Origin of the sequence: Halomonas nitroreducens, assembly GCF_003966155.1 — a bacterium.
Classification (GTDB): domain Bacteria; phylum Pseudomonadota; class Gammaproteobacteria; order Pseudomonadales; family Halomonadaceae; genus Halomonas; species Halomonas nitroreducens.
This window is the reverse complement of the sequence record NZ_RXNS01000014.1, coordinates 1-22,193: the sequence shown is the minus strand read 5'-3', so window position 1 is coordinate 22,193 and position 22,193 is coordinate 1. Positions and strand designations below refer to the sequence as shown.

General features: G+C 69.1%; 21 protein-coding genes and 1 pseudogene. 6 read left to right on the top strand and 16 right to left on the bottom strand.

Annotated elements, in window-relative coordinates; translation table 11 throughout:
- The first annotated feature begins 86 nt into the window (after positions 1-86).
- Positions 87-974 (top strand): S66 peptidase family protein, encoded by an 888-nt coding sequence (locus tag EKG36_RS14525; protein ID WP_126485334.1) that lies wholly within the window; start codon positions 87-89, stop codon positions 972-974.
- Positions 975-1,034: 60 nt separating this feature from the next.
- Here EKG36_RS14525 and EKG36_RS14520 read toward each other — a convergent pair whose 3' ends face one another.
- From EKG36_RS14520 to ftsH, 3 genes are all read right to left on the bottom strand, one after another.
- Complete coding sequence (locus tag EKG36_RS14520) at positions 1,035-2,840, bottom strand: C1 family peptidase (protein WP_126485332.1); 1,806 nt, start codon at positions 2,838-2,840, stop codon at positions 1,035-1,037.
- 191 nt (positions 2,841-3,031) lie between these two features.
- A complete protein-coding gene (locus EKG36_RS14515) occupies positions 3,032-3,379 on the bottom strand; it encodes a hypothetical protein (RefSeq protein WP_126485330.1) in 348 nt (115 codons plus the stop codon).
- Between the two features lie 68 nt (positions 3,380-3,447).
- On the bottom strand, positions 3,448-5,430 hold the full coding sequence (ftsH, locus tag EKG36_RS14510) for an ATP-dependent zinc metalloprotease FtsH (RefSeq protein ID WP_246007521.1): 1,983 nt from the start codon (positions 5,428-5,430) through the stop codon (positions 3,448-3,450).
- A gap of 294 nt (positions 5,431-5,724) precedes the next feature.
- Here ftsH and EKG36_RS14505 point away from each other — a divergent pair, with 294 nt between their 5' ends.
- The 3 genes from EKG36_RS14505 (at position 5,725) to EKG36_RS14495 (ending at position 8,747) form a co-directional block, all read left to right on the top strand.
- Positions 5,725-6,867, top strand: coding sequence for a putative sulfate/molybdate transporter (locus tag EKG36_RS14505; protein ID WP_126485328.1), 1,143 nt, complete (start codon positions 5,725-5,727; stop codon positions 6,865-6,867).
- A 260-nt stretch (positions 6,868-7,127) separates the two neighbouring features.
- Positions 7,128-8,063, top strand: a complete 936-nt coding sequence (locus tag EKG36_RS14500) for an aldo/keto reductase (protein WP_126485326.1) — start codon at positions 7,128-7,130, stop codon at positions 8,061-8,063.
- A gap of 12 nt (positions 8,064-8,075) precedes the next feature.
- A complete protein-coding gene (locus tag EKG36_RS14495) occupies positions 8,076-8,747 on the top strand; it encodes an MFS transporter permease (protein WP_126485324.1) in 672 nt (223 codons plus the stop codon).
- Between the two features lie 82 nt (positions 8,748-8,829).
- Here the strand turns inward: EKG36_RS14495 and EKG36_RS14490 are convergent, their stop codons facing one another.
- The 7 genes from EKG36_RS14490 to EKG36_RS14460 form a co-directional block, all read right to left on the bottom strand.
- Positions 8,830-10,005, bottom strand: coding sequence for an MFS transporter (locus EKG36_RS14490; protein WP_126485322.1), 1,176 nt, complete (start codon positions 10,003-10,005; stop codon positions 8,830-8,832).
- On the bottom strand, positions 9,996-11,036 hold the full coding sequence (locus tag EKG36_RS14485; RefSeq protein WP_126485320.1) for a GlxA family transcriptional regulator: 1,041 nt from the start codon (positions 11,034-11,036) through the stop codon (positions 9,996-9,998). The genes EKG36_RS14490 and EKG36_RS14485 overlap by 10 nt, the downstream gene beginning before the upstream one ends.
- 155 nt (positions 11,037-11,191) lie before the next feature.
- Positions 11,192-11,890, bottom strand: coding sequence for an exonuclease/endonuclease/phosphatase family protein (locus EKG36_RS14480; protein ID WP_126485318.1), 699 nt, complete (start codon positions 11,888-11,890; stop codon positions 11,192-11,194).
- Positions 11,890-12,204, bottom strand: a complete 315-nt coding sequence (locus EKG36_RS14475; protein WP_126485316.1) for an exonuclease/endonuclease/phosphatase family protein — start codon at positions 12,202-12,204, stop codon at positions 11,890-11,892. Before EKG36_RS14475 ends, EKG36_RS14480 begins: the two co-directional genes overlap by 1 nt.
- An 18-nt stretch (positions 12,205-12,222) precedes the next feature.
- The gene (locus EKG36_RS14470; protein WP_185827564.1) at positions 12,223-13,587 is read right to left on the bottom strand and encodes a glutamate--cysteine ligase; all 1,365 of its coding nucleotides are present in this window, start codon (positions 13,585-13,587) and stop codon (positions 12,223-12,225) included.
- Positions 13,588-13,831: 244 nt separating this feature from the next.
- On the bottom strand, positions 13,832-14,278 hold the full coding sequence (locus EKG36_RS14465; RefSeq protein WP_126485312.1) for a DUF6789 family protein: 447 nt from the start codon (positions 14,276-14,278) through the stop codon (positions 13,832-13,834).
- A gap of 210 nt (positions 14,279-14,488) precedes the next feature.
- On the bottom strand, positions 14,489-15,034 hold the full coding sequence (locus EKG36_RS14460) for a cytochrome P460 family protein (protein WP_246007520.1): 546 nt from the start codon (positions 15,032-15,034) through the stop codon (positions 14,489-14,491).
- 119 nt (positions 15,035-15,153) lie between these two features.
- On the opposite strand from EKG36_RS14460, the gene EKG36_RS14455 reads away from it, so the two are divergent.
- Positions 15,154-16,026 (top strand): AraC family transcriptional regulator, encoded by an 873-nt coding sequence (locus EKG36_RS14455; RefSeq protein ID WP_126485308.1) that lies wholly within the window; start codon positions 15,154-15,156, stop codon positions 16,024-16,026.
- Positions 16,027-16,178: 152 nt separating this feature from the next.
- On the opposite strand, the pseudogene EKG36_RS21110 reads toward EKG36_RS14455, so the two are convergent.
- The 3 genes and pseudogenes from EKG36_RS21110 to yghU all read right to left on the bottom strand — a co-directional run.
- Positions 16,179-16,334 (bottom strand): annotated as a pseudogene (locus EKG36_RS21110) (YpsA SLOG family protein); the annotation flags it as partial.
- Positions 16,331-17,614: a dicarboxylate/amino acid:cation symporter gene (locus EKG36_RS14445; protein WP_126485304.1), complete on the bottom strand. Its 1,284-nt coding sequence runs from the start codon at positions 17,612-17,614 to the stop codon at positions 16,331-16,333. The pseudogene EKG36_RS21110 and the gene EKG36_RS14445, both read right to left, overlap by 4 nt.
- Positions 17,615-17,684: 70 nt before the next feature.
- The gene (gene yghU, locus EKG36_RS14440; protein ID WP_126485302.1) at positions 17,685-18,554 is read right to left on the bottom strand and encodes a glutathione-dependent disulfide-bond oxidoreductase; all 870 of its coding nucleotides are present in this window, start codon (positions 18,552-18,554) and stop codon (positions 17,685-17,687) included.
- 646 nt (positions 18,555-19,200) lie between these two features.
- Here yghU and EKG36_RS14435 point away from each other — a divergent pair.
- A complete protein-coding gene (locus EKG36_RS14435) occupies positions 19,201-19,407 on the top strand; it encodes a cold-shock protein (RefSeq protein WP_126485300.1) in 207 nt (68 codons plus the stop codon).
- Positions 19,408-19,671: 264 nt separating this feature from the next.
- Here EKG36_RS14435 and EKG36_RS14430 read toward each other — a convergent pair whose 3' ends face one another.
- The 3 genes from EKG36_RS14430 to EKG36_RS14420 all read right to left on the bottom strand — a co-directional run bounded on the left by EKG36_RS14430 (position 19,672) and on the right by EKG36_RS14420 (position 22,089).
- Complete coding sequence (locus EKG36_RS14430) at positions 19,672-20,064, bottom strand: HIT family protein (protein WP_126485298.1); 393 nt, start codon at positions 20,062-20,064, stop codon at positions 19,672-19,674.
- A gap of 69 nt (positions 20,065-20,133) precedes the next feature.
- Positions 20,134-20,766: a hypothetical protein gene (locus EKG36_RS14425; RefSeq protein WP_126485296.1), complete on the bottom strand. Its 633-nt coding sequence runs from the start codon at positions 20,764-20,766 to the stop codon at positions 20,134-20,136.
- 210 nt (positions 20,767-20,976) lie between these two features.
- Positions 20,977-22,089, bottom strand: coding sequence for a DNA glycosylase AlkZ-like family protein (locus EKG36_RS14420; protein ID WP_126485294.1), 1,113 nt, complete (start codon positions 22,087-22,089; stop codon positions 20,977-20,979).
- Positions 22,090-22,193: the final 104 nt, after the last annotated feature.

Sequence of the window (22,193 nt, the reverse complement as noted above, 5' to 3'; positions counted from 1 at the left end):
GGGAAGGCGGCACCGGCGTGACAGCAGGCGACTTCCTGCCGACAATGCTTGCCTGTCTCCTCCGCTCGCCACAGGATTCCATTGCCATGTCGCTCGCCGTCAGCCTGATCGCGCCCTCGTCCTACACCGCTCCGGAAGCCGTGACCGCCGGCATCCGCGGCCTGGAGTCGCTGGGGGTCGAGGTGCGGGTCGAGGAGCCGCTGCAGGCGCCGGAGCGCTACCTGGCCGCCAGTCGCGAGCGGCGCCTGGCCCAGCTGCATGCCGCCTATGCCGACCCCGACACCCGGGCGGTGTGGGCGGTGCGCGGCGGCTATGGCGCCGCCCAGCTGGTGGCGGGCATCGACTGGGACCACCTGGCCCGCCACCCCAAGCCGCTAATCGGCTATTCCGACGTGACCGTACTGCTCGACCAGTGCCATCGCCATGGGCTCCCGGCCATCCATGGGCCGGTGGCCAAGGCTGCCGGCGACCTGTTCGGGGCCGACGAGGCGGCGCGCGAGGTGGTCCGCCTCCAGTTCGAGGAGACCCTGGCCCTGGTCCGGAGCCCGACGGCCCTCGACTACCCGCTGACCGCCCACCGGCCGGCCCCGCCGGCGCTGCAGGGGCCGGTGGTGGGGGGCAACCTGGCCACCCTGGCGAGCCTCGTCGGCACGCCGGCGGCCTTCCAGGCACCGCCCGGCGCACTGGTGATCCTCGAGGACGTGGGCGAGCCCTACTACCGTCTGGAGCGCACCCTGTGGCAGCTGGTGCACGCCGGTGCCCTGAACGAGGCCGCGGCGGTGTGCCTGGGCACTTTCGAGGGTTGCACGCCCTATGGCGAGACGACCCTGGAGGCCATCTTCGCCAGGACCCTTGCCCCCCTCGCGCTGCCGCTGTTCAGTGGCCTGCCCATCGGTCATGGCCTGCGCAACCGCCCCTGGCGCTATGGGGCCGGCGGGCGCATCGAGAACGGCTGCCTGACCATCGTGGCCTGATGCCCGCCCGGTGGGCGGGGTGGCCCAGGGACGAGCGTGCCGGTGCCTCCGTCACCGCCCTCAGTAGTCCAGCTCTTCCGCCACGAAGGGCCGGTCGGGGGCCTGGCCCAGAATCCGCCTCAGCACATCGTTCAGGGTGCAGGGATCGTTGTCGAAGCCACCATGGCTGAGGCTGGCGCTGCGCTGGGAGCGATCCCCCTGGCTGTAGACGATCTCGACCGGCAGGCCGGCCAGGCGAAGCCGGGGATTGTAAGCCTGCATCCCCAGCAGGGGCGTCATGGGCTTCTCCTCGAAGGCCCTGGAGACCAGGTAGAGCAGGGACTTGCCGTACACCTGGGCCACCTGGTCGGCCCGTTCCAGGCGCTCGGTGAGGTTGTAGATGCACAGCTCCTGGAGGTGGCCGCGCTCCAGCAGCGGCACGTAACACTGCTCGAACAGGGCGTTGCTCGCTGCCGGGGCAAGCAGCGAGCAGGTCCGCACCTCGAGATCGGGAAACAGCGACACGGCCCTCGTCAGCAAGTGAGCCTGCAGGATGGCCCCGGTGGAGTGTCCCGCCAAGTGAATGGGCACCTCCCCGCCCAGCGTGGCCAGCAACCTGCCGAGCGCATCGCTGCCGTCGGCGCGCTTGGTGCTGAAGGGCTGCCGGGCACCGAACTTCATCTCCCGCCAGAGGGCCCGGCCGACCTTGCGGGTGAGGCTCTCGATACGGCGATCGACCCAGTCGCGGATATCGCCGGCGACCCGCTCGGCCGCCATGCGCTTGCCGAGGATCACATCCCGCAGCTCCTCGACCAGGCCGGTGTCGTACATGACGTGGAACGGATAGATGCCGTTGGCCAGGAAGACACCCTTCATGGCGGCGATGCGCTGCGCCGAGGCCTGGGTACTGTTCAGGCCGCCATGGGCATACAGCAGCACATGATCGAAGTCGCGCTGCTTCAGCCGGTGCTGGACCAGGGTCATGTGCTGACGGTTGCTCCAGTAGCGCCCCTGGTCGTGGTAGTCGCCATCATCGAGATGCACGAAATGGTCCTCGATCTGCTGCCTGGGCACACTGCCCCGGGCAACCACCCGGTTGCCGGCGGACTTGTCACCCGCTCGCCCGGCGAAGATCTGCGGGGTCGGCAAGGCGAGCTGCACCACCCAGGCATCGAGGACATTGCGCGCCCAGTCGGCGTAACGCCAGAGCGCGAGGCCGCCATGTCCCCAGGCCTGACCGCCCCAGGAGTTCTGCACCCAGAACCCCTTGGCGTTGTAGCCGACGATGGCGAAGGCATGCCCCCCGACGATGTCCGGCGACTCGGGGATATGGGCCTCGCCGTCCTCGTCCGCCACCGGGTCGTACCAGCCCACGTGCACCCGGGCGGAGACGTAGATCACGCCGACCTCGTTGAGGGCCGCATGGAAGTCGGTGATTTCGGGGCGCAGACGATAATAGGCGCCGAGGGTTCGCCGCCGGGCGTCATCCGCCATGCGGGGCGTGATGGCGAAGTGCCGCTGGCCGGGCCGAAAGGGCGCCAGCTGCTCAAGACAGACCCCCGAGTTCCTCCAGCCCTTGATCGCCCCCCGGCAGCTGGAACCTTCGTAGTCCTCGCCCGCCCACTCGTCGTAGCGCCTGGCCAGCTCGTAGAGCATGCGCGGGCTGACTCGGTGAGCCTGGCCCTGGAAGCGATAGAGAAGGTTGATGGTCGCCGCCAGCCCGAAGCCGGTGCAGGCCCCTTCGTGACCCTGATCGAGGATATGCAGGTCCCGGGGCGGCAGCATGGTCTCGCTGAGCGGGGACAGCGAGGGCTCGTAGAAACGGTCGCGGAAGTCGGGGGCATCGGCCACGACGTTCAGCGCGGCGGCAGGAGGATGACCAGGCATGACGGAATCCCCTGTTCAGGCGTGCCTCGTCGCACGCGGGCCAGGCACGGCAGGCAGTTCTCGCGCGCAAGACCTCGGGCGCACATCCTTGATCGGGATGACTAGCCACCTTAGCTCCCCATCCCCTCCGCCGCTAGCCGAGGCCGGGGCCAGCCGTCACCGGCGACATGGCCCCATCAGGCCGTCATGGGCTAGGTGAACAGCGCCAGGTGGGCCAGGTTCAGCCCCCAGTGGACCAGCACCGCCCACAGCAGCCGCCCCGACCATAGGTCGGCCAGGCCATAGAGGCCACCGGCGAGGCTGGCGACCAGCCACAGCGCCCGTCGGCACCATGAGAGCCAGGGCGCCACCCGCCACTCGACCATCCAGGCGGTCAGCGCCACATAGCCAAGCGCCGGCACCACGAACAGCCAGCCGACATGGCCCACTGCCACTGCGGCCAGCAAGACCACAACGGCGCCGCCATAGAGGAGCCGCGCATCAGGGCTCAAGCCGCAGAGGATCAGCGTCAGGGAATAGAGGATGCCGAAGGGCAGCATCGGGCGTCCTTGCCATCGAGGAGGGAGGGACAGTTCACCATAGGCGAGCCCGGGTGTCGCCGGGCGGCTCAGCCCGGCCGTCCACGGTCCTTGGCCGCCGGCACGCCCCGACGCTCCTGGCGCTCCTGGCGCTCCGGCGCCGCGCCGGGAAGATGCGCCTCGAGCAACGCATGGATCTCCTCGAACTCGAGGGTCTCGCGACGCTCCAGCGCCTCGGCCAGGGCGTCCAGGGCCTCGCGGTGACGCTCGAGAAGCTCCCGGCCACGGGCCTCGACATCGGTCAGCAGCCGGCGGATTTCCGCGTCCACCAGACTGGCGGTCTCCTCGCTGTGCTCCCGGGCCTGGGCAATCTCCTTGCCGAGGAAGACATGCTCGTGGCTCTGGGTGAACACCACCGGGCCTACCCGCTCGCTCATGCCCCAGCGGGCCACCATGCGCCGGGCCAGTTGGGTGGCCTGGTCGAGGTCGTCCTGGGCGCCGCTGCTGACCTCACCGAAGACGATGGCCTCGGCCAGCCGGCCGCCGTACATCACGGTCAGGCGATCGCACAGGTAGGCCTCGCCGTAGGTGAAGCGATCCTCGGCCGGCACCTGGGCGGTGACCCCGAGAGCCTGCCCGCGCGGCAGCACGGTCACCTTCTCGAGGGGGTCGGCATGGGGCAGCAGGTAGGCCAGCAGGGCATGCCCGGACTCGTGATAGGCGACCCGGTGGCGCTCGTCCTCGGACAGGGCGACGTCCTTGGCCTCGCCCAGCAGCACACGGTCACGGGCATTCGAGAAACAGGCCCAGTCGACGATCTCCAGTTCCCGGCGCCCGGCCAGCAGTGCCGCCTCATTGGCCAGGTTGGCCAGGTCCGCCCCGGAGAAGCCGGTGGTGATGGCGGCCAGCCGCGCCAGGTCGACGTCGTCGGCCAGCGGGATGTCGCGGGTATGGACCTTGAGGATCGCCTCCCGAGCCTGGCGATGGGGCATCTCCAGGACGATCTTGCGATCGAAGCGCCCCGGGCGCAGCAGGGCGGGGTCGAGCACATCGGGACGGTTGGTGGCGGAGAGCACCACCACCGAATGGTGCGGCTCGAAGCCGTCCATCTCGGCGAGGATCTGGTTGAGGGTCTGCTCGCGCTCGTCGTGGCCCCCCCCCATGCCGGTACCCCGGGCGCGGCCGATCGAGTCCAGCTCGTCGATGAAGATCACCGACGGGGCCTGCTCCTTGGCCTTCTTGAAGAGGTCGCGGACCCGCGCGGCACCCACCCCCACGAACATCTCGATAAACTCGGAGCCGCTGATGCTGAAGAAGGGCACCCCGGCCTCGCCGGCCACGGCCTTGGCCATCAGGGTCTTGCCGGTCCCCGGCGGGCCCATCATCAGGAGCCCGTGGGGCACCTTGGCGCCCAGGGCCCGATAGCGCTCGGGCTGCTTGAGGAAATCCACCACCTCGAAGATGTCGCGCTTGGCGTTCTCCGAGCCGGCCACGTCCTCCATGCGCACCTCGCTCTCCTCGGCCCTGAACTGGTGCGCCCGGGACTGGCCGATGCCGAAGGGCCCCCCACCCGACATCAGGCGCTGCTGCATGCGGTTCCAGAACCAGAACAGCAGGGCCAGCAGCAGGATCCAGGGCACCACCAGCATCAGCATGCGCTGCCACCAGGAGACCTCGTCCGAGCGGGCGACGATCTCGACCTCGTTGGCCTGGAGGCGATCCAGCAGCTGACGCCCCTCCACGGTCGGCCGGGTAGTGTGGAAGCCCTCGCCGGCATCGAGGTCGCGCTGTGTCCGGGCCCGCTCGGTGAAGGTGCCCTCCACTGACTGGCCCCTCAGGGTGACCGTCTCGACCTGCCCCTGTTCGACCGCCTCGAGGAATTCGGTGTAGGTCATCTCGACCCGTCCCGGCTGTCGCGAGGCCTCCATGAAGTTCGCGACCAACAGGATGGCGATCGCCATCCACAGGAACATCAGCCATTGCTGACGCTGGGGAGAGCCCGGGGGGAGCCTCCCGCCCCCCTTCGGCTGGCGGTCTTGCGGGGATTCGGGAGTGGGGTCCGGTCTCGCCATGCTGGTCTCGTCTGGCCACAGGAGAATGGCGCCGCGGGGGGACATCTCGGCGGAGAGCCCCGTTCCCAGGCGGTGCTTTCCCACAACATAGCTCCTGATGCCCGCCCTCACCGTCTGGCCGGGCAAATCGGCGCTCGGGCGCGCTCCCGCCGTTGCCAGGGGCGGCAGCGCCGCTGCTCGTGACAATAGCGGCGCCGAGGGGAAAGCCACGAGCGCGTTCCTGGGGCACCCTGGACCGCCGAGCGACCCGACGGCAGAGGATGGCGGCCCCGGGTGGGACTAGAGTGGAGAGTCATGACAACCCGCAACCATCATCCCCCCTGGCGGGAGCCGCTGAAGGCCCTTTCCGGCGAGGTGTCCGGCGCCTGCGGCGACCTCGGCACCCTGCTGCCCTATGTAGTGGCCGCCGTGAGCATGGGCGTTCTGGCGCCCACGCCGGTCTTCCTGGGGTTCGCAGCCGGCTACCTGCTGGTCGCGCTGTGCTACCGCCTGCCGGTCGCCGTGCAGCCGATGAAGGCGCTGGGCGCGGTGATCCTCACCGGCGGCCTCAGCGCCAGCGAGACCGCCTGGACGGGGGCCCTGATCGGCCTGGTCCTGCTGCTGCTGGCCGCCACGCCGCGCCTCACCGCCGTGGCCCGCGGCCTGCCCCAGTCGGTGGTCACCGGCCTGCAGGCAGGCCTGGGACTGATGCTGATGAGCATGGCGCTGAGCCTGATGGCCGGTAGCTGGGCCATCGCCATCCCGGTGCTGGGCGTGCTCAGCCTGTCATGGGTCTGGCCACGCGGCCCCTGGGCCCTGCTGGTGGTGCTCGCCGCCCTGCTGCTCGGCACCCCGGGCGAGCCCCTCGGCCAGTCGCTGCCGCCCGGCGGTGCCGGCCTCTCGGCCAGCGCCGTGGCCACCGGGGTGATCGCCCAGCTGCCGCTGACGCTGCTCAACGCCGTGGTGGTGGCCGCGGCGGTGGCCCACTCCCTGTATCCGCAGCGAGGCACGATGGTCAGTCCGCGCCGGCTGGCCGCCTCCAGCGGGCTGCTCAACCTGGCGCTGGCCCCGCTCGGCGCCATGCCGATGTGCCATGGCGCCGGCGGCATCGCCGCCCATCACCGCTTCGGCGCCCGGGGGATCGGGGCCCCTCTGGTGATGGCCGCCGTCTGTGCCCTCGCCGCCCTGCTCGGCCCCGGGGTGATGGCCTGGCTCGCCGCCATTCCCGAACCGGTGATCGGGGCCCTGCTCGCCTACGCCGCCGCCGAGCTGATCCTCGGCCGTCGGCTGTTCGATGCCCGCGCCGACTGCCGCCCGGTGATCGGGGTCACGGCGGTGGCGACCCTGTTCGGGGGGGCCGTGATCGGCCTCGCCGGCGGACTGGCAGCCGAACGTCTGCGCGTGCTGATCCGGCGCAGGCGCCCGCCCCGCCCGGCCGGCGGAGAGAAGTCGCCCTAGCCGATACACGAGGAGACCGCGAAGCCGCTCAGTGCACGCAACGTCATTACCGACGCCGTCCTCGAGGTGCAGGCGGGGCCGCTCAACCGCCACAGCATCGCGTCGATGAACACCATCGATGCCATCGAGGCCCTCGGCATCGCCTCCGCCGACCGGTTCCAGGTGACCGTCGAGGCCTCCGACATGATGCTCGGGGCGGACTGAACCAGCGCCGGTGCGGGCCATCTCCCCTGCCCACAACACGCCTCCCGGGAGGAACCATGTCTGCCTATCCCGATCGCCTGTCGCGACGCCGGCTGCTCGGCGGCCTGCTGGCCCTCGCCGCCGGTGCGGCGCTGCCCGCCTTCCCTGCCCAGGCCCGCGCGGACGGGATCCTGACCCGCGAGGTGCCTGCCACCGGCGAGGCCCTGCCGCTGGTGGGCCTCGGCAGCTGGATCACCTTCAATGTTGGCGACGACCCGCTGCTGCTCGAGGAATGCACGGCGGTGATGGCGGCCTTCTTCGCCGGGGGCGGGCGCATGATCGACTCCTCGCCGATGTACGGCACCTCACAGGCGACCATCGGCCACGGGCTGGCCACCCTGGAGGCCGCCGATCGGGTCTACGCGGCCGACAAGGTCTGGACCTCCAACCCCGCCGAGGGGCCGGCGCAGATCGCGACCTCACGGCGTGACTGGGGGGTGCCGCGCTTCGACCTGCTGCAGGTGCACAACCTGCTGGCCTGGGAGACGAACCTGGCCACCCTGCAGGGCATGAAGGCGGCCGGCGAGCTCCGCCACATCGGCATCACCACCTCCCATGGCCGGCGCCACGACACCCTCGAGCGCATCATGCGCCAGGCCGACATCGATTTCGTGCAGCTCACCTATAACATCGTCGACCGCGAGGCCGAGCAGCGCCTGCTGCCGCTGGCCCGGGAGCGCGGCCTCGGGGTGATCGCCAACCGCCCCTTCCAGCGCAAGCGCCTGATCCGCCGCCTGGCGAGCGAGCCCCTGCCCGGCTGGGCGGCCGAGATCGGCGCCGAGAGCTGGGCGCAGGTGATCCTCAAGTTCATCGTCTCCCATCCCGCGGTGAGCTGCGCGATTCCCGCCACCACCCGGGTCGACCACGTGCGCGAGAACCTGGCCGCGGCCCGAGAGCCACTGCCCGACGCCGCCCTGCGTCGGCGCATGGCCGCGCATGTCCGGGCGCTGTAACAGGGCAGCGGCATGAGCGAGTGGTGGAGCTACCGGCCCGGGGACCTGCTGATGATCTCGCTACGGGTCTACGAGCGCCTCTTCGTGCTGCACAACCAGGCGCTTTGGCCGGGCCAATGGCTCGCCCTGGCCCTCGGCGCCGGCCTGCTGCTCGCGCTGTGGCGCCCCGGCCCCGCGCGTTGGCGCCTGGCGATGGCCGGGCTGGCGGCGGCCTGGGTCTTCGTCGCCTGGGCCTTCCTGTGGCAGCGCTATGCCCCGCTCAACTGGGGCATCCGCTATCTGGTGCCGTTCTTCGGGCTGCAGGCGCTGCTGCTGCTCGCCACGGTCCTGGGCCGAGGCGCACGCTTCTCGACCTCGGCGCGGGGAGCCTCGCGGGGGCTGGGCCTGGGGCTGGTCACCTACGCCGTCTTCGGGCATCCGCTGACCGCCTGGCTGCACGGTCGCGGCCTCGCCGGCGCCGAGGTGATCGGCCTCACCCCCGACCCGCTGGCCATCGCCACCCTCGGCGTGGCGGTGCTGGTACGGCCGGCACGACGCGGCTGGGCGCTGCTGGCGATTCCCGCCCTGTGGTGCCTGACCAGCGCCGTCACCCTGCAGCTGCTGGGAGCATCGGGCGCCTGGCTGCCGCTTGCCGCCGTGGCGATCGCCGTGGCGGCCCGGCTGCTGCCAGCGGGCCGGCCGTAGGCAGGAGCCGGCCACAATCGCCGCCGATGACGCAACGCCGCCTCGCCGGTGGTTCGGGAATGGGTACGCATTGCCCATTGTGTCACTCCCCAACCTGCGGGCGGCCCCGCAAGGCAAGATGTCGGGCGCCCAGCAGTGCCAGCGGTACCGTGCACAGCGGAATCATCAAGGCGTTGAGTCGTGGCCAGCCCAGGGCGTCGGCGGCGTGGCCGGCCAGTAGCGCGGTGATGGCCACGGTCGAGAACACCAGGAACTCGTTGGCCGCCTGGGTACGGGCCTTCTCGATGGGCCGGTGGGCCTCGGTGAGCAGGCCGGTGGCCGGCAGGAAGGTGAAGTTCCAGCCCAGGCCCAGCAGGATCAAGCCGGTGTAGAAACCCGCCAGGCCGGCATCGATCTGGGCCACCAGGGCGCTGGCGATCAACAGCAGGCAGCCACCGCCGATCATGCGCGAGGCGCCGAACCAGGCAGTCAGCCGGCCGGTAACGAAGGATGGCAGGAACATTGCCACCACATGCCATTGGATGGTGGTGGCCACATGGTCGAACGTGTGGCCGGCTTCGGCCATGGCCAGCGGTGTGGCGGTCATGGCCAGGTTCATCACGCCATAGCCGACCATGGCGCTGACCACCGCCAGCACGAAGATCGGCTGCTTGACGATCTCGGCCAGGGGCCGGCACTCGCCGACCGCATCATCCCGAGGGGGCTCGGGCAGGCGGATGAAGGCCAGCAGCGCCAGGGCACATAGATACAGGACTCCCAGGCCGATGAAGCTCCCCAGATAAGGGGTGTCGGCGAGGGCGTGACTGTGGCGAGCCAGCCAGGGACCGAAGAAGGCCGCCAGTACGCCACCGCCCATGACCATACCGATGGCCCTGTCCCGCCCGCCAGCCGGGGCTGCCTCCACGGCGGCGAAACGATACAGCTGCCCGAAGCCGATGCCGATGCCGATCAGCCAGGTGGCGACCAGGAACAGCGGGAATTGCTGGCTGTGCAGGGCCGCCACGGCGAGCGCGGCACCGGCGAGCCCAAGCAGGTTGCCGAGCACAAAGCCCCGACGACGCCCTAGGCGAGCCATGATCAGCGAGGCCGGGATGGTGGCACACATCAGCCCCAGCCACTGGGTCGCCACCGGGGCGGTGGACCAGGCGGGAGCCGGCGCGAGTTGCGCGCCGATCAGCGGCGACACGGCAATCAGCAGGATATTGCCGCTGACCAGCAGGGCCTGGCAGAGCGACAGCAGGGGGACGGTCAGGCGCATGGCATGTCCTCGAGGGAGGGAGACGTGGAAGGAGGGGGCGTGGTCGCGAAGCGCTGCCGGTAGACCGACGGCGAGACGCCATACTGGCGGTGGAACAGGCGCCGGAGCTGTTCGGCGCTGCCCAGTCGCCATTGCATGGCGAGACGCTCCAGCGGCGGCGCGGGACGGGCGTTCAGCAGGCTCAGGCGCGCCCCCTCCAGGCGCAGGCGCGTCAGGTAGGCACCGGGCGAGGTACCCAGATAGCGGCGGAACAGCCTCGAGAGGTGGCGTGGGGTGACCGACATCTGGGCCGCCATGCTCTCCAGGCTGTGATCGCCGGCGGGGTCGGCATGGAGCCGGCCGACCAGCTCGCGCAACGGACCGGTGGCGCGCTGTTGATGCAGCAGTGCCTCGCTGAACTGCGCCTGACCGCCGGGACGATGCAGGAACATCACCAGTTCCCGGGCAACGCGGCCGGCCAGGGCGGCCCCATGGTCGGCCTCGACCAGCGACAGGGCCAGGTCGATGCCGGCGGTGACCCCAGCGCTGGTATAGCGGCCTCCATCCTCTACGTAGAGGGCATCGGGGATGACGCGGAGGCGCGGATACTGCCGGGCCAGGGTGCTGCAGTGACGCCAGTGGGTGGTGACCCGGCGGCCATCCAGCAATCCCGCTTCCGCCAGCAGGAAGGCACCGCTGCAGATGGCGCCCAGGCGCCTGACATCGGGGGCCAGCTCGCGCAGGCCATCGATATGGTAACGCTGGCGGCATTGGCTGAAGACGCCACTGCCGCCGGCGGCCAGCAGCGTATCCGGTGCCCCCAGTGCCTCCAGGCCTGCCCAATCGAGTTCTGCCATCATCACCAGGCCACCGTTGGTGATCACGCGACCGGGGGAGCGAGCGACCAGGCTCAGTTCGTAAAGTGTCTGGCCCGAGAGTTCGTTGGCACTCGCGAAGACCTGCCAGGGGCCGCAGACATCGAGGACCTGACAGTCGGGGTAGGCGAGCAGCGCCACGCGGCGTGCAGGGGGCAATGCGGACAAGGGGGACATCGGGGCTCCGAGAATCAACGCGACGTCCCCGAGTCTGGAAGACGGGAGCTATGTCCTCAATGACCCATATCCCACCGATAGGGACATCTCAAGGGCGAGAACGGCGAGGCCCAGGGCGGCGAGGCAGGACAAGGGAAGGCCGCCTCGTCGGTGGCTCAGTCGGCGATATCGCCGAAGGGGTCCGGCCCGTTGGCATCCACGCCCAGGGTCCTGGCCATCGCCTCGTCGCTGCGATCCAGGGTGAACTCGACCCACAGGGGAAAGTGGTCACTGACCCGATAGGTCATCTGGAAGGAACTGAGCTCCTGAAAGACGGCGCCCGCGAAATCCACCTTGCCGGCCCGCCCGGTGGGCCGTAGGGACAAGTCGTCGCGGAACCAGGCGATCTGGTCGTAGTGCTTGGGCTCGGTGCCATAGGTGGTGCTCAGCGTGCGCAGGGCCTCGGGCACCCACAGCCCGGTGGCCACGGAGGCATCGAACAGGGGATTGCCCTGGCGCCGGTCGATGTTGAAGTCGCCGAGCACGATCAGGTTCGTCTCCTCGGCGCCGTCCTCCCGGACGCGATCGCGGATCTCCCGGGCCACGAAGTGGGCCAGCCGGCGCAGTTCAGGAAGCCGCGCGACCGGTTCGTCCCCATAGCGGATATGCGCGCTGAGCAGCACGAAGTGCTCGCCGCCCGCCTGGAAGCCCACCAGATAGGGCGTGCGGTCGAACTGCTCCCGGGGATCGCCGTCGGCCGTGGGCGGCAGAACGATCTCGCCGGCCAGCCCCGACGGCGAGATCCGGCGGCTATCGAACAGGTAGGCCTGGCGCTCCTGGCGGCCCTTGTCCCCCGTGGTGACGTCGGTGAGCATCAGGTTCCAGTGCGGGCCCAGGAAGCGTCCTGGAGCACGCGCAGCGCCGTGGTCTGCCGCTTGACCTCCTGCAGGGCCACCACGTCGAAGTGGCGCACGACCTCGGCGATGATGGCGAGGCCGCGCAGGTTGCACTTGGGCGAGCCCGAGGTCTCGGTCCAGTCATCGAACAGGCCGCCGAAGTCCCGGATGTTCCAGGTGCCGACAATGAAGTTGTCGTCGGTGCAGCGGGGCGGCATCCTCGCGGCCGCAAGCCGCCGGCGAAGGCGCACGATGTCCTCGACCACGAAGGCCGGGTATTGCGGATAGATCATCGTAGACCTCGCGACGGTTCATAGGGTGGCGCGTTCGTAGAGGGGGCGGAGATCGCCGCACCACCGGCCATGGTAGCGCGACCGCCAGTGTTCGGATGGGCTCCGCCCCAGGGCGACGACCGCCTGGAGGGGACGCAGGTAGCGCCGCTCGTCCTGCCCCTGGGCGTCCAGGCGGTGGCGTCGCTGGAGGCCGGCCTCGGCCAAGGCCAGGGCGCGCTCCAGGGCCTCGGGGAAGGAATCGGCCGCATAGACGCCCGCGACCGGGATCCGCTCGCTCTCCGTCAGGCCGTAGCGGGGCAGTTCGTGGCGCAGCTGATTGAGGCGGGCGACGTCGCAATCCGCCACCAGGGCCAGGGCGCCTGACAGGGCCTGGCGATCGTAGAGGATGCCGGTCCAGAAGGCCGCCAGCGCCAGGCTGTACTCCAGGCTCAGGGAGTCGTTGCCCCGCAACTCCAGGTGATCCTTCAGGCGCACGTCGTGCATCAGGGTGTTGAGGTGCGCCTTCCAGTCCTGCAGCGTCGGCCGCTCGCCGGGCAGCTCCGACAAGGCCCCGCGCATCATGTCGGGGAAGTGGCGACCGGCGAGGTCGAGGTGCTCGCCGTGGCGCGCCACCGAGTACATCGGCACCGCCAGCGCCCGGTCCACGAACTCGGCGAAGGACAGCGCCGGCGACAACGCCAGCGGGAGGATGCCGCACCGCGCCGAGTCGGTATGCAGCCAGACGTAATTGCGATAGGAGGTCAGGGTGCTGTCGCGGCCATCGGCGAAGGGCGAATTGGCCAGGGCCACCATGACCAGCGGCTGCAGCGCCATGGCCACCCGGAACTTGGCGCGCATGTCCTCCTCGCTGCAGAAGTCGACATTGAGTTGGAAGGCGCAGGTGCGGGTCATCATGTCCTTGCCGTGCACCCCGACCCGGGGCATGTAGGCGCGCATGATCCGGTAGCGGCTCTTGGGCACCCAGCCCATCTCCCTACGGGTCCACTCCGGCGCGAAGCCCAGGGCCATGACTCCCAGCCCCATCGCCTCGGCGATCTCCGCCAGCTCGCGACGGTAGCCCAGCAGTTCCGCCTGCACGCCATGCAGGTCCGCCCAGGGCGCCCCGGACAGCTCCAGCTGTCCGGCCGGCTCCAGGGTGATGGCAGCCTCGCCGCGGTTCAGGCCGACGAGTCGCTCCCCCTCCCAGCTCGGCCACCAGCCGAAGCGCTGGAAGGCCTCGAGCACAGCCCGTATGCCGTGCCACCCCGCATAGGGCAAGGGCCGGTGGTCCGCCCGGGTGAACAGGAAGACCTCGTGCTCGACGCCGATCAGGCACCGGTCAACGGCCTTGCAGTGCGCGGCCAGGTCATCGCAGAGCTGACGAGCCTCGGTGATCTCCGCCATGTCGTGACCTCCTCGGCTCTCAGATACGCCAGCCCGGGCATCGGAAACCGGCGGGTCCCGCATGACGAGGGGCTATCCGGGCCCCCCTGCCCGGGCGCCGTCGGGCCCTCCTGGGCCATCGCCTCGCTGCCCTTCCGTGAACCGCCTAGGGGGGGCGACACGGAACGGAGCAACGAGATTGACCGAAAGCCCGCGATTCGCCGTAGATCGGCGTCGAGTCCGACGGGCTCCTGGATGTGCACATCTAGAGCACGCCTTTCGCCCAGCCGTAGACGGCGCCCATCACCGCGCCGAACACCACATGGGCGAGCAGCATGGACAGCGGCGCCACCAGCCCGAAGCCCAGGCCGAACAGGCCGGACCCCGCCAGGGGGAAGACCGTGATCATCACCACCAGCCAGCTGGCCACCCCGAACTCCAGGCCCCGCCGCGTGGGGGTGCGGCCCGGCAGGTAGGGCACCACCAGCGCGAACAGCAGGCCCCATATCAGGGTACCCACCACGAAGTGGATGCCCCAGGCCAGCATGTGGCTGTCCGGCGTGCCGAGCAGGTCCTGGGCGGCCAGATTCATGACCTCGATGGGGTCGTACCAGGGCATGATTCCCGCCGCCAGACGCAGGACCAGGATCATGGAAATGACAAAGGTGGCCACGAACCCGGCCATCAGCCCCCTTACCAGACGCGCACCCATGGCGTAACTCCCGATTGTCGCTGTGACTTCCAGTGTAGGCGCTCAGCCACGCACGACCCCGCAGCTGACCATATCGGCCACCCGCGGGAACGCCAGCCCCTCGTCCCCGCCGGGAGGTCGGCGAAGGGCCGGCGTTCCCACGGCATGGGCGGAGGGGCTGTCTCGAGGGGACGCATCGCCGCTGGCCGCCACCGCCGGCCAAGGCGCGGCTCATTCAAGTGTCGGATACCCCTCGACGAACACCCAGTCGGTCTGCTGCGCCGGGACATGGCAGCCCTTGCAGGTATTCTCGAAGCTCTCGGACACATTCACGTCCGGGGCGTCGGCCTTGAACAGCGCCCAGCCCCAGCCGTTGCCCCAGTGGGGGCCGTCGAACCGTTCCTGGGTGTCCTTGACCATCACGAACCAGACCTGCGGCTCCCCTGCCCACAGCGCCGGTCCGGTGGTCATCTCGGCGGACTCGATGCCGCGAATCTCCTTGATCAGCACGGTGCCATCGGCAAACTCACCGGTGTCCCGATAGGCCTGAGCGGCGCCGGGCTGAGTGTAGACATCGTGAAAGCCGGCGCCTGGGGCATCGGCGTCATCGACCACCCAGGAGCCCAGGTGAACCCAGCTGTCCCGGGCATCCGCTGGAAGTGAGATATTGCCCTCGCTGTCCACGTGATCCCGGAAGGTGGTCGTCGCCAGGTCGGCGCCGAAGACGGGGAAGGCCGCCAGGGTCAGCAGTGCCGCCAGGCCTAAGGCATTGGTCATCGTCATAACCTCGCTCCTCTCGTTCAGATGCCATTTCGATCGCTTCCGATTGACAGTGTAGGGCGATGACTGGACTATTGGACTCCATATATCTCTAAATAGCGTCCAGAGGTCTCGTCATGGACCGGCTCGCCGCCCTGCTCTCCAGCTTCCATCTTGCCGCCAGCGTGTTTAATGCCGGCCCGCTGTGCTACAGCTCGCGCCATCCGGCACAGGCGGGCATGGGCTTCGTGCATATCCTGACCCACGGAAGCGTGCACCTGGGACTGGCGGACGGCACCCAACGGCGGTTCGATGAGCCGGTACTGATCCTGCTGGCCGCCGGCGACGCGCATCGCCTCGAACCGGGTCCCCAAGGCACGGAGACCCTGTGCGGTTCGTTCCGCTTCGGAGCCGGCAATCTGTGTCCGATCTATCGCGCCCTGCCGGCACTGCTGGTGATTCCCCTGGACAGGCTGAGCGGCATGGCCGGTCTGCTGGACCTCATGCAGGCGGAGATGCGGGAGCAGCGCTGCGGCCGGCAGGCGACCCTGGACCGGCTGTGTGAACTGCTGGTGATCCAGTTGCTGCGCTACCTGATGGATGCCGGCGAGGTGGATTCCGGCCTCCTGGCGGGCCTGGCCCACTCCAGGCTGACCAAGGCGCTGATCGCCATGCACGACCGGCCGGCCGCCGACTGGACCCTGCGCGGACTGGCCACCGAGGCCGGCATGTCGCGCGCCCGCTTCGCCAGCGTCTTTCGCGACACCGTCGGCCAGCCCCCCGCAGAGTACCTGGCCCAGTACCGGCTCAGCCTGGCCAAGACCCTGCTGCGTGACGGCTTGCCGCTGGACACCATTGCCGACCGAGTGGGCTACAGCAGCCCCTCAGCCCTGGCCAAGGTATTCCGCCGGCATACCGGGCACTCGCCGCTGGAGTGGCGAAGCGCCGACGCCGAGGCGTCGCCCTCCGGGCAGGAGACGAGAGGCGCTGACCGAGACATCCCGGACTGACGGGTTATCCCCTCGATTCGTGCAGGATAGGTACCCAGCAGTGAGCGCACATAGGGGGGCAGGGCCGGCGCCTTGGGGGTGCTGGGCCCGGCCACGTTGAGCGTGGCGATGTCGTGCTCGGCGATGAAGCGGGCGAACAGCGTGACCGGATAGCGTTCGGGAATCGGGCCGTCCTCGGCCCGGCGGTCCGCCGGGCACCAGCCGCCGCAGGGAAAGCCCGCTGCCAGGGCCGCATCCAGAGCGGCGCGGTCCACGCCGCTCTGCCCGCCCGAAATGATGCGCGCCAGGGAGGCGGTCGGCCCGCTCATGCGCGTTGGCCCTCGGCGGCCGCTTGCGCACTCACGCCTTCCGGCTCGGCGATGCGTTCGCCTTCGCTGCGGCCGATCAGCGCGCTGCCGACCAGGTCGCCGGTGACGTTGAGCGCCGTGCAGCCCATGCCGACCAAGGCGTCGATGGCGGTAAGCAACGCCACGGCCTCGATGGGCAGGCCCACCTGCGCGAACACCGTGGCGATCATCACGATGCCGGCGCCGGGCACCCCGGCCGTGCCCACCGAGATCAGCGTGCCCACCGCGACGATCTGCAGCATGCTGGCGAGATCCAGCGGCGCGCCCACCACGTTGGCGGCGAACACCGCCGAGATGGCGATGCGGATCGCCGCCCCGTCCATGTTCAGCGTTGCGCCCAGCGGCAGGCTGAAGCCGTAGAGGCCGCGGGGCAGGCCCAGGCGGCGGGCGGCGTCGAGGGTCAGCGGCAGGGTGCCGGAGCTGCTCTGGGTGGCAAAGGCGGTGGCCATGGGCGTGCGCGCCTCGCGAAAGAGAGCCCGCGCCGGTACCCCGAAGCCCTTGAGCAGGCCGAGATAGACCAGCAGCTGCACGCCCAGCGCCACATAGAGCACCACGACCATGTCGCCCAGCGACAGCAGGGTCGCCATGCCCTGCTCGGCGACGGTGCCGGCGACGATGGCGAAGACCCCGACCGGCACATAGTGCAGGATGCCGCCCATCACCTTGAGGGTGACGGCGTTGAGCGCCTCGATCAGGCTCGCCAGCCGTTCGCCCAGTTCGCCGTGGCTCTCGGACTGGCGCAGCCGGGCCACGGCGAGGCCGAACACCAGGGCGGTGAAGATGATGCCGAGCAGGTCCTGCTCGGCGAAGGCGCCGACGAGGTTGGTCGGCACGATGCCGAGCACCACCGAGAGAAGCCCCGGGTTCTCGGGCACCGACATCGAGGCGGCGCCCGCAAGCGACATGCCCTCCCCCGGCGACAGCAGGGTCGCGACCGTGAGGCCAACGACGATCGCCAGCGCCGAGGTGGCCAGGTAATAGAGGAACACCTTGCGGCCGATCCGCCCCAGGCTGCCGGCGCGGCCCTGATTGAGCCCCGACATCAGGGTGAACAGCACGATGGGCAGGATGATGAACTTGAGCAGCCGCATCAGCAGCTCGCCCAGCGGGGCCAGCCCTTCGGCGACGGCGGGCCCGCCGACCAGGCCAACCGCTACGCCCAGCAACAGGGCAAGGCTCACCCGCAGGATCAGCGAGGCATCGCGATAGCCGCGCCACAGGGACATCAAGGGAGTGGACATGGGGACCTCTTCAAGACGGACAAGCGCCGCGGGCCTGGGGGCCGCGGCGCTTCTTGTGCAACGACCGGACCTATGACGACAGCACGTCCTGGGTCCTGTGCTCGAAGTCGCTGGTGTCGTGGCGCTCGTGGAGCTGCATGGCCGGGTCGCCGAAGGTGCGGTTGACCATGCGCCCGCGCTGCACCGCCGGGCGGGCGTCGATCTCCTTGGCCCAGCGCAGCACATGCTCGTACTGGTGCACCTGCAGGAACTCGGCGGCGTCGTAGAGCCGGCCCAGCACCAGCTGACCGTACCAGGGCCAGGCGGCCATGTCGGCGATGGTGTAGGTGTCGCCGGCGAGGTAGCGCGTCTCGGCCAGGCGGTGGTTCAGCACGTCGAGCTGGCGCTTGGCCTCCATGGCGTAGCGGTTGATGGGGTACTCCAGCTTCTCCGGCGCATAGGTGTAGAAGTGGCCAAAGCCGCCGCCCAGGAAGGGCGCGCTGCCCATCTGCCAGAACAGCCAGTTGAGGGTCTCGGTGCGCCCGGCGAGGCTGCCCGGCAGGAATTCCTCGAAGCGCTCGGCCAGGTAGAGCAGGATCGAGCCGGACTCGAACACCCGGATCGGCTCGGCGGGGCCATGGTCGACCAGCGCCGGGATCTTGGAGTTGGGGTTGATCGCCACGAAGCCGCTGCCGAACTGGTCGCCCTCGCCGATGCGGATCAGCCAGGCGTCGTACTCGGCATCCTGGTAGCCCAGCGCCAGCAGCTCCTCGAGCATCACCGTGACCTTGACGCCGTTGGGGGTGCCCATGGAATAGAGCTGGAAGGAATGCTTGCCCACCGGCAGTGCCTGCTCGTGGGTGGGCCCGGCGACGGGCCGGTTGATGCTGGAGAAAGTGCCGCTGCTGGCCTTCTCCCAGGTCCAGACCTTCGGCGGAGTGTAGTCGTTGCCTTGGCTCATGGGGGGCTCCTCGATAGCGAATCCGATGGCTAGGGCCCTAGATGGGGGCATGTTAGCCTGCTATCAACCTTTGACAGGCTATCGCCTGGTTAGGTTTCCTCTTCGAGCCGGGACCATGGTCGCCCAGAGGACCAGGCTCCCGAGACCCTCCCCGGCAAGTCACGGTCCCTTGGCGCCGCTGCTAGGCGATGCCGTCGCGATAGCCATCTCCGATGAACTCGATCGGACAGAACCCATGGCCAAAGGGGTCGGAGAACGTGATGCATTTCGAGCCTCGCCATTCGATGCATTCGCTTTCCTGTACCGCGCCACAGCCGAGCACACGATTGAGTGCCTCGCCAGCCGCACCTCACTTCCGGCGAGCTGATAGTGCCCGACATCGTGATGCCTCCGCGTAGCGGGGACCTGGCCGTGGAAGCATGCCGGTCAGGGGCAGAGCCAGGTGGTGTCGAGAAATAAAGAACACGAAAGTCTTTGACCCACGCTGCCGGGCGTGACACCGTGGTGCCAGTTGGTTGGCAAGCAGCATGGTTTCAGCAGCATTCGAATCCTTTCGATCGCCTGTAATTGTATTTCTTGTTTTACCCGCTACTCATCTGGGTGACGCCAGGAACTTTGCAAGGCGCTAAGCGCGAGAGGATTTTTCATGACGACTGGTACCGTCAAGTGGTTCAACGATTCCAAGGGTTTCGGCTTCATTTCTCCTGCCGATGGCGGTGATGATGTGTTCGCTCATTTCTCCGAAATTCAGGCTGAAGGCTTCAAGTCCCTGCAGGAAGGCCAAAGCGTCTCTTTTGACGTGACTCAGGGCAAGAAAGGCCTCCAGGCTTCGAACATCAAGTCGCTCGCCTGATCTCACGGATCACGAGCGCTCTCGAACCTCACTGGTTCGATGATTAGGGCCCGCTTAGCGGGCCCTGATTCGTTATATGCCAGCTCGACGGTGCCGGCAAGCGGTCGTCATGGATACCCGTGTGAGGCACCGCGGAAGCTCCAACCTGCCTGTCGACAGCGCCCATGACGCACGGCAGATCGCCTGTCCGGGTTTCCGCGTGCGCCCCTGGCATAGCCCCCTTCCTTCCCCGCCACCGGCGGAACCCGCACGAGACTACCGGGCTTACGCCAATGCCGCCCGGATCCGGGTTGCCGCCGCGGCCAGTTCGTCGGCCCCTGCCTGGGGCAGCCCCTCCACCCGGATGTCCTGCATCGCCTCCAGGGGCACCAGGTGGAGATGCACATGGGGCACCTCCAGCCCGACCACCAGCAGCCCCACCCGCTGGCAGGGGAAGGCGCGCTTGAGCGCCTTGGCCAGCCGCTGGGAGACGGCCATGAGATGGGCGGCGAGCTCCGGCGGCAGGTCGTCCCAGTGATCGATCTCCAGGCGCGGGATCACCAGCACATGGCCGGGCTTCATGGGGTTGAGGGTCATGATCGCCACGCACTGCTCGTCTTCCCAGACGAAATGGCCCGGCAGTTCCTGATTGATGATGCGGGTGAAGATGCTTGCCATGCCGAGAGACTCCTTTCAGAAGGCGGCCACTGCCATGAGGGGCCGTGAGCGAGGCCACAGAGGCCGGCATCACGGCAGCCTGTCACTCCTTGCACGTAACATGAGTGCCACGCACAGCATAAAGGCGGGAGCCGTGATTGCCCACGGCAGCCCCAGCAGCAACAGGGCCGGGGAAAAGGTCGGGTGGAAATAGACGATACCAATCAAGGGCGTCACAAGGGCGTGGGCGATCAGCGAGCGTCTCGCCCAGCACTCGACGCCGCCTTTCCCCAGGGAGAGGGCGGCACACAGGGCGGCGAGGCCCATGGCGATATAGCCTACGGCGTCGAAGCTCCAGAACAGGGAGTGAGGGGTCTGCTCGAGGACACGAACCGCCTCAACCCGACCCGCCAGCTTGGCCGGAATGACGGTGGCGAGCTGGACGACGTAGTTCGCGGTGACGAACACCGCATACAGGGTGGTGAGGATGACCGCGGCATGGGTCCAGAATCGCCGAGGACCGTGCGTGAGGTAATGCAGGGACAGCATCATCAGGATGAGCGGCAGCACGATGCACAGGGAGGTCCCGTAGATGAGAACCTCATCGAGCGGGAAGGTCAGCAGGCCCAGCAACTGCAGGATCTGGACGACATCGTAGGCAATGGCCGAGGCACAGGCAGCCAGGCCCGACCAGTAACCGATCCTGCCAATGGTTGTCGTCACGATGTGCCTCTCCAGCAAGGCTAACCAGATAAGCTCAGTGCTCCGGCTCCACGCCGCATAACGTGCGTCCGCAGAAATGGTGGTGCGACCAATGCCGTTTCCCGCCTACTGATCCCACACCATAGTCGACGGGGCAGCAGGTGAGGCGTGCACGTCGCCCATTGCTGGATAGCCCATGGCGCAAGCCCCCATCCGCTTGCCGAGGGGCATCTATCTGGCGGCCCGCTGCCAGGCGCGGCGCGCCTCACGGCCGAGGCCCCTGGGCAGGACGAGGCGCGAGGCCCCGAGGTAGGCGAGAAACGCCCGGGCGGCCTGCTCGAGCGCCTCGGCCAGGCCCTCGGGCAGCCTGGCCGGCAGGATGTCAGGCTCCCAGTGCCAGGCGAGCAGGGTCAGGGTGCCTTGCTGGCACTTGGCGTCGAAGCGGGCCACGAAGCGCTCGCCCCAGAACACCGGGACCACGTAGTACCCCCAGCGACGCTGGGCCTGGGGCTTGTAGACCTCCCAGACGTAGTCGAAGGCGAACAGCCGGGTGACGCCGCCACGGTCCCATATCAGCGGATCCAGCGGGGCGAGAAAGCGCACGTCCCGCGCCGGGGAGGAAATCGGGTCAGGCGCCGCCTCCAGCACCGCGAGGGCCTCGGGCGTCGTCCAGTAGACGGTGCCGTCGACGTCGAGCTCGATCAGGGCGCCCCGGGTGATGGCCCGGGCGGCGATACGATCCCGCTCCGCGCGCGAGCACGGCAGCGACCAGACGGCGCCATCGGCCGAGGGGCGCAGCAGGCCGGCGGCCTGCACGCGCCGGATTACCAGCCGTTGCAGGGCCTCGTCGTCCGTGACGCCCGGCACGCTCGCGCCCTGAGGGAGCACCCGCTTGGGCAGGTCGTAGGCATGGCGACCGCCCACGCGATGGTGGGTCATCAGGCGCCCGGCGTCCCATAGCGCCTTGAGCAGGTGCCGCGAGCGCTTGGGGCCATACCAGCTGCCGCGCAAGGCGGGATCGGCCCGCTGGTCGCCGAGTTCGAGGCTGGTGGCGGGACCATGGCGTTCGACCTGCTCGACCAGGACGCGGGCCTCGGCGGCGTCGACGTCCACGCCCCGCCGCCGCCAGCGCTGGGCGAACCAGCGATGGAACGGCGCCTGGGCCCACCATTCCCCGGGCTGGATCAGGCTGGCCTGCTTGTCCCAGCCATCGACCAGAAGCCGCTGCCCGTAGGCCGCCTCCTGCCAGTCGCCCTGGCGATAGCCGGGCACGCGGGCCTGCAGGACCAGGTCGGGGTTGGTGCCGACCGGCGCCAAGGGATCGAACTCGGAGCCTGTCAACATAGTTGGCACATGAAATGACTTCGGCTCTTTAAAATCCTGATGCCTGTGACATCGGGACCCGCTCGGGATTCAGGTGCACGATTTCTGGCAAGCTGAGGTTTCGG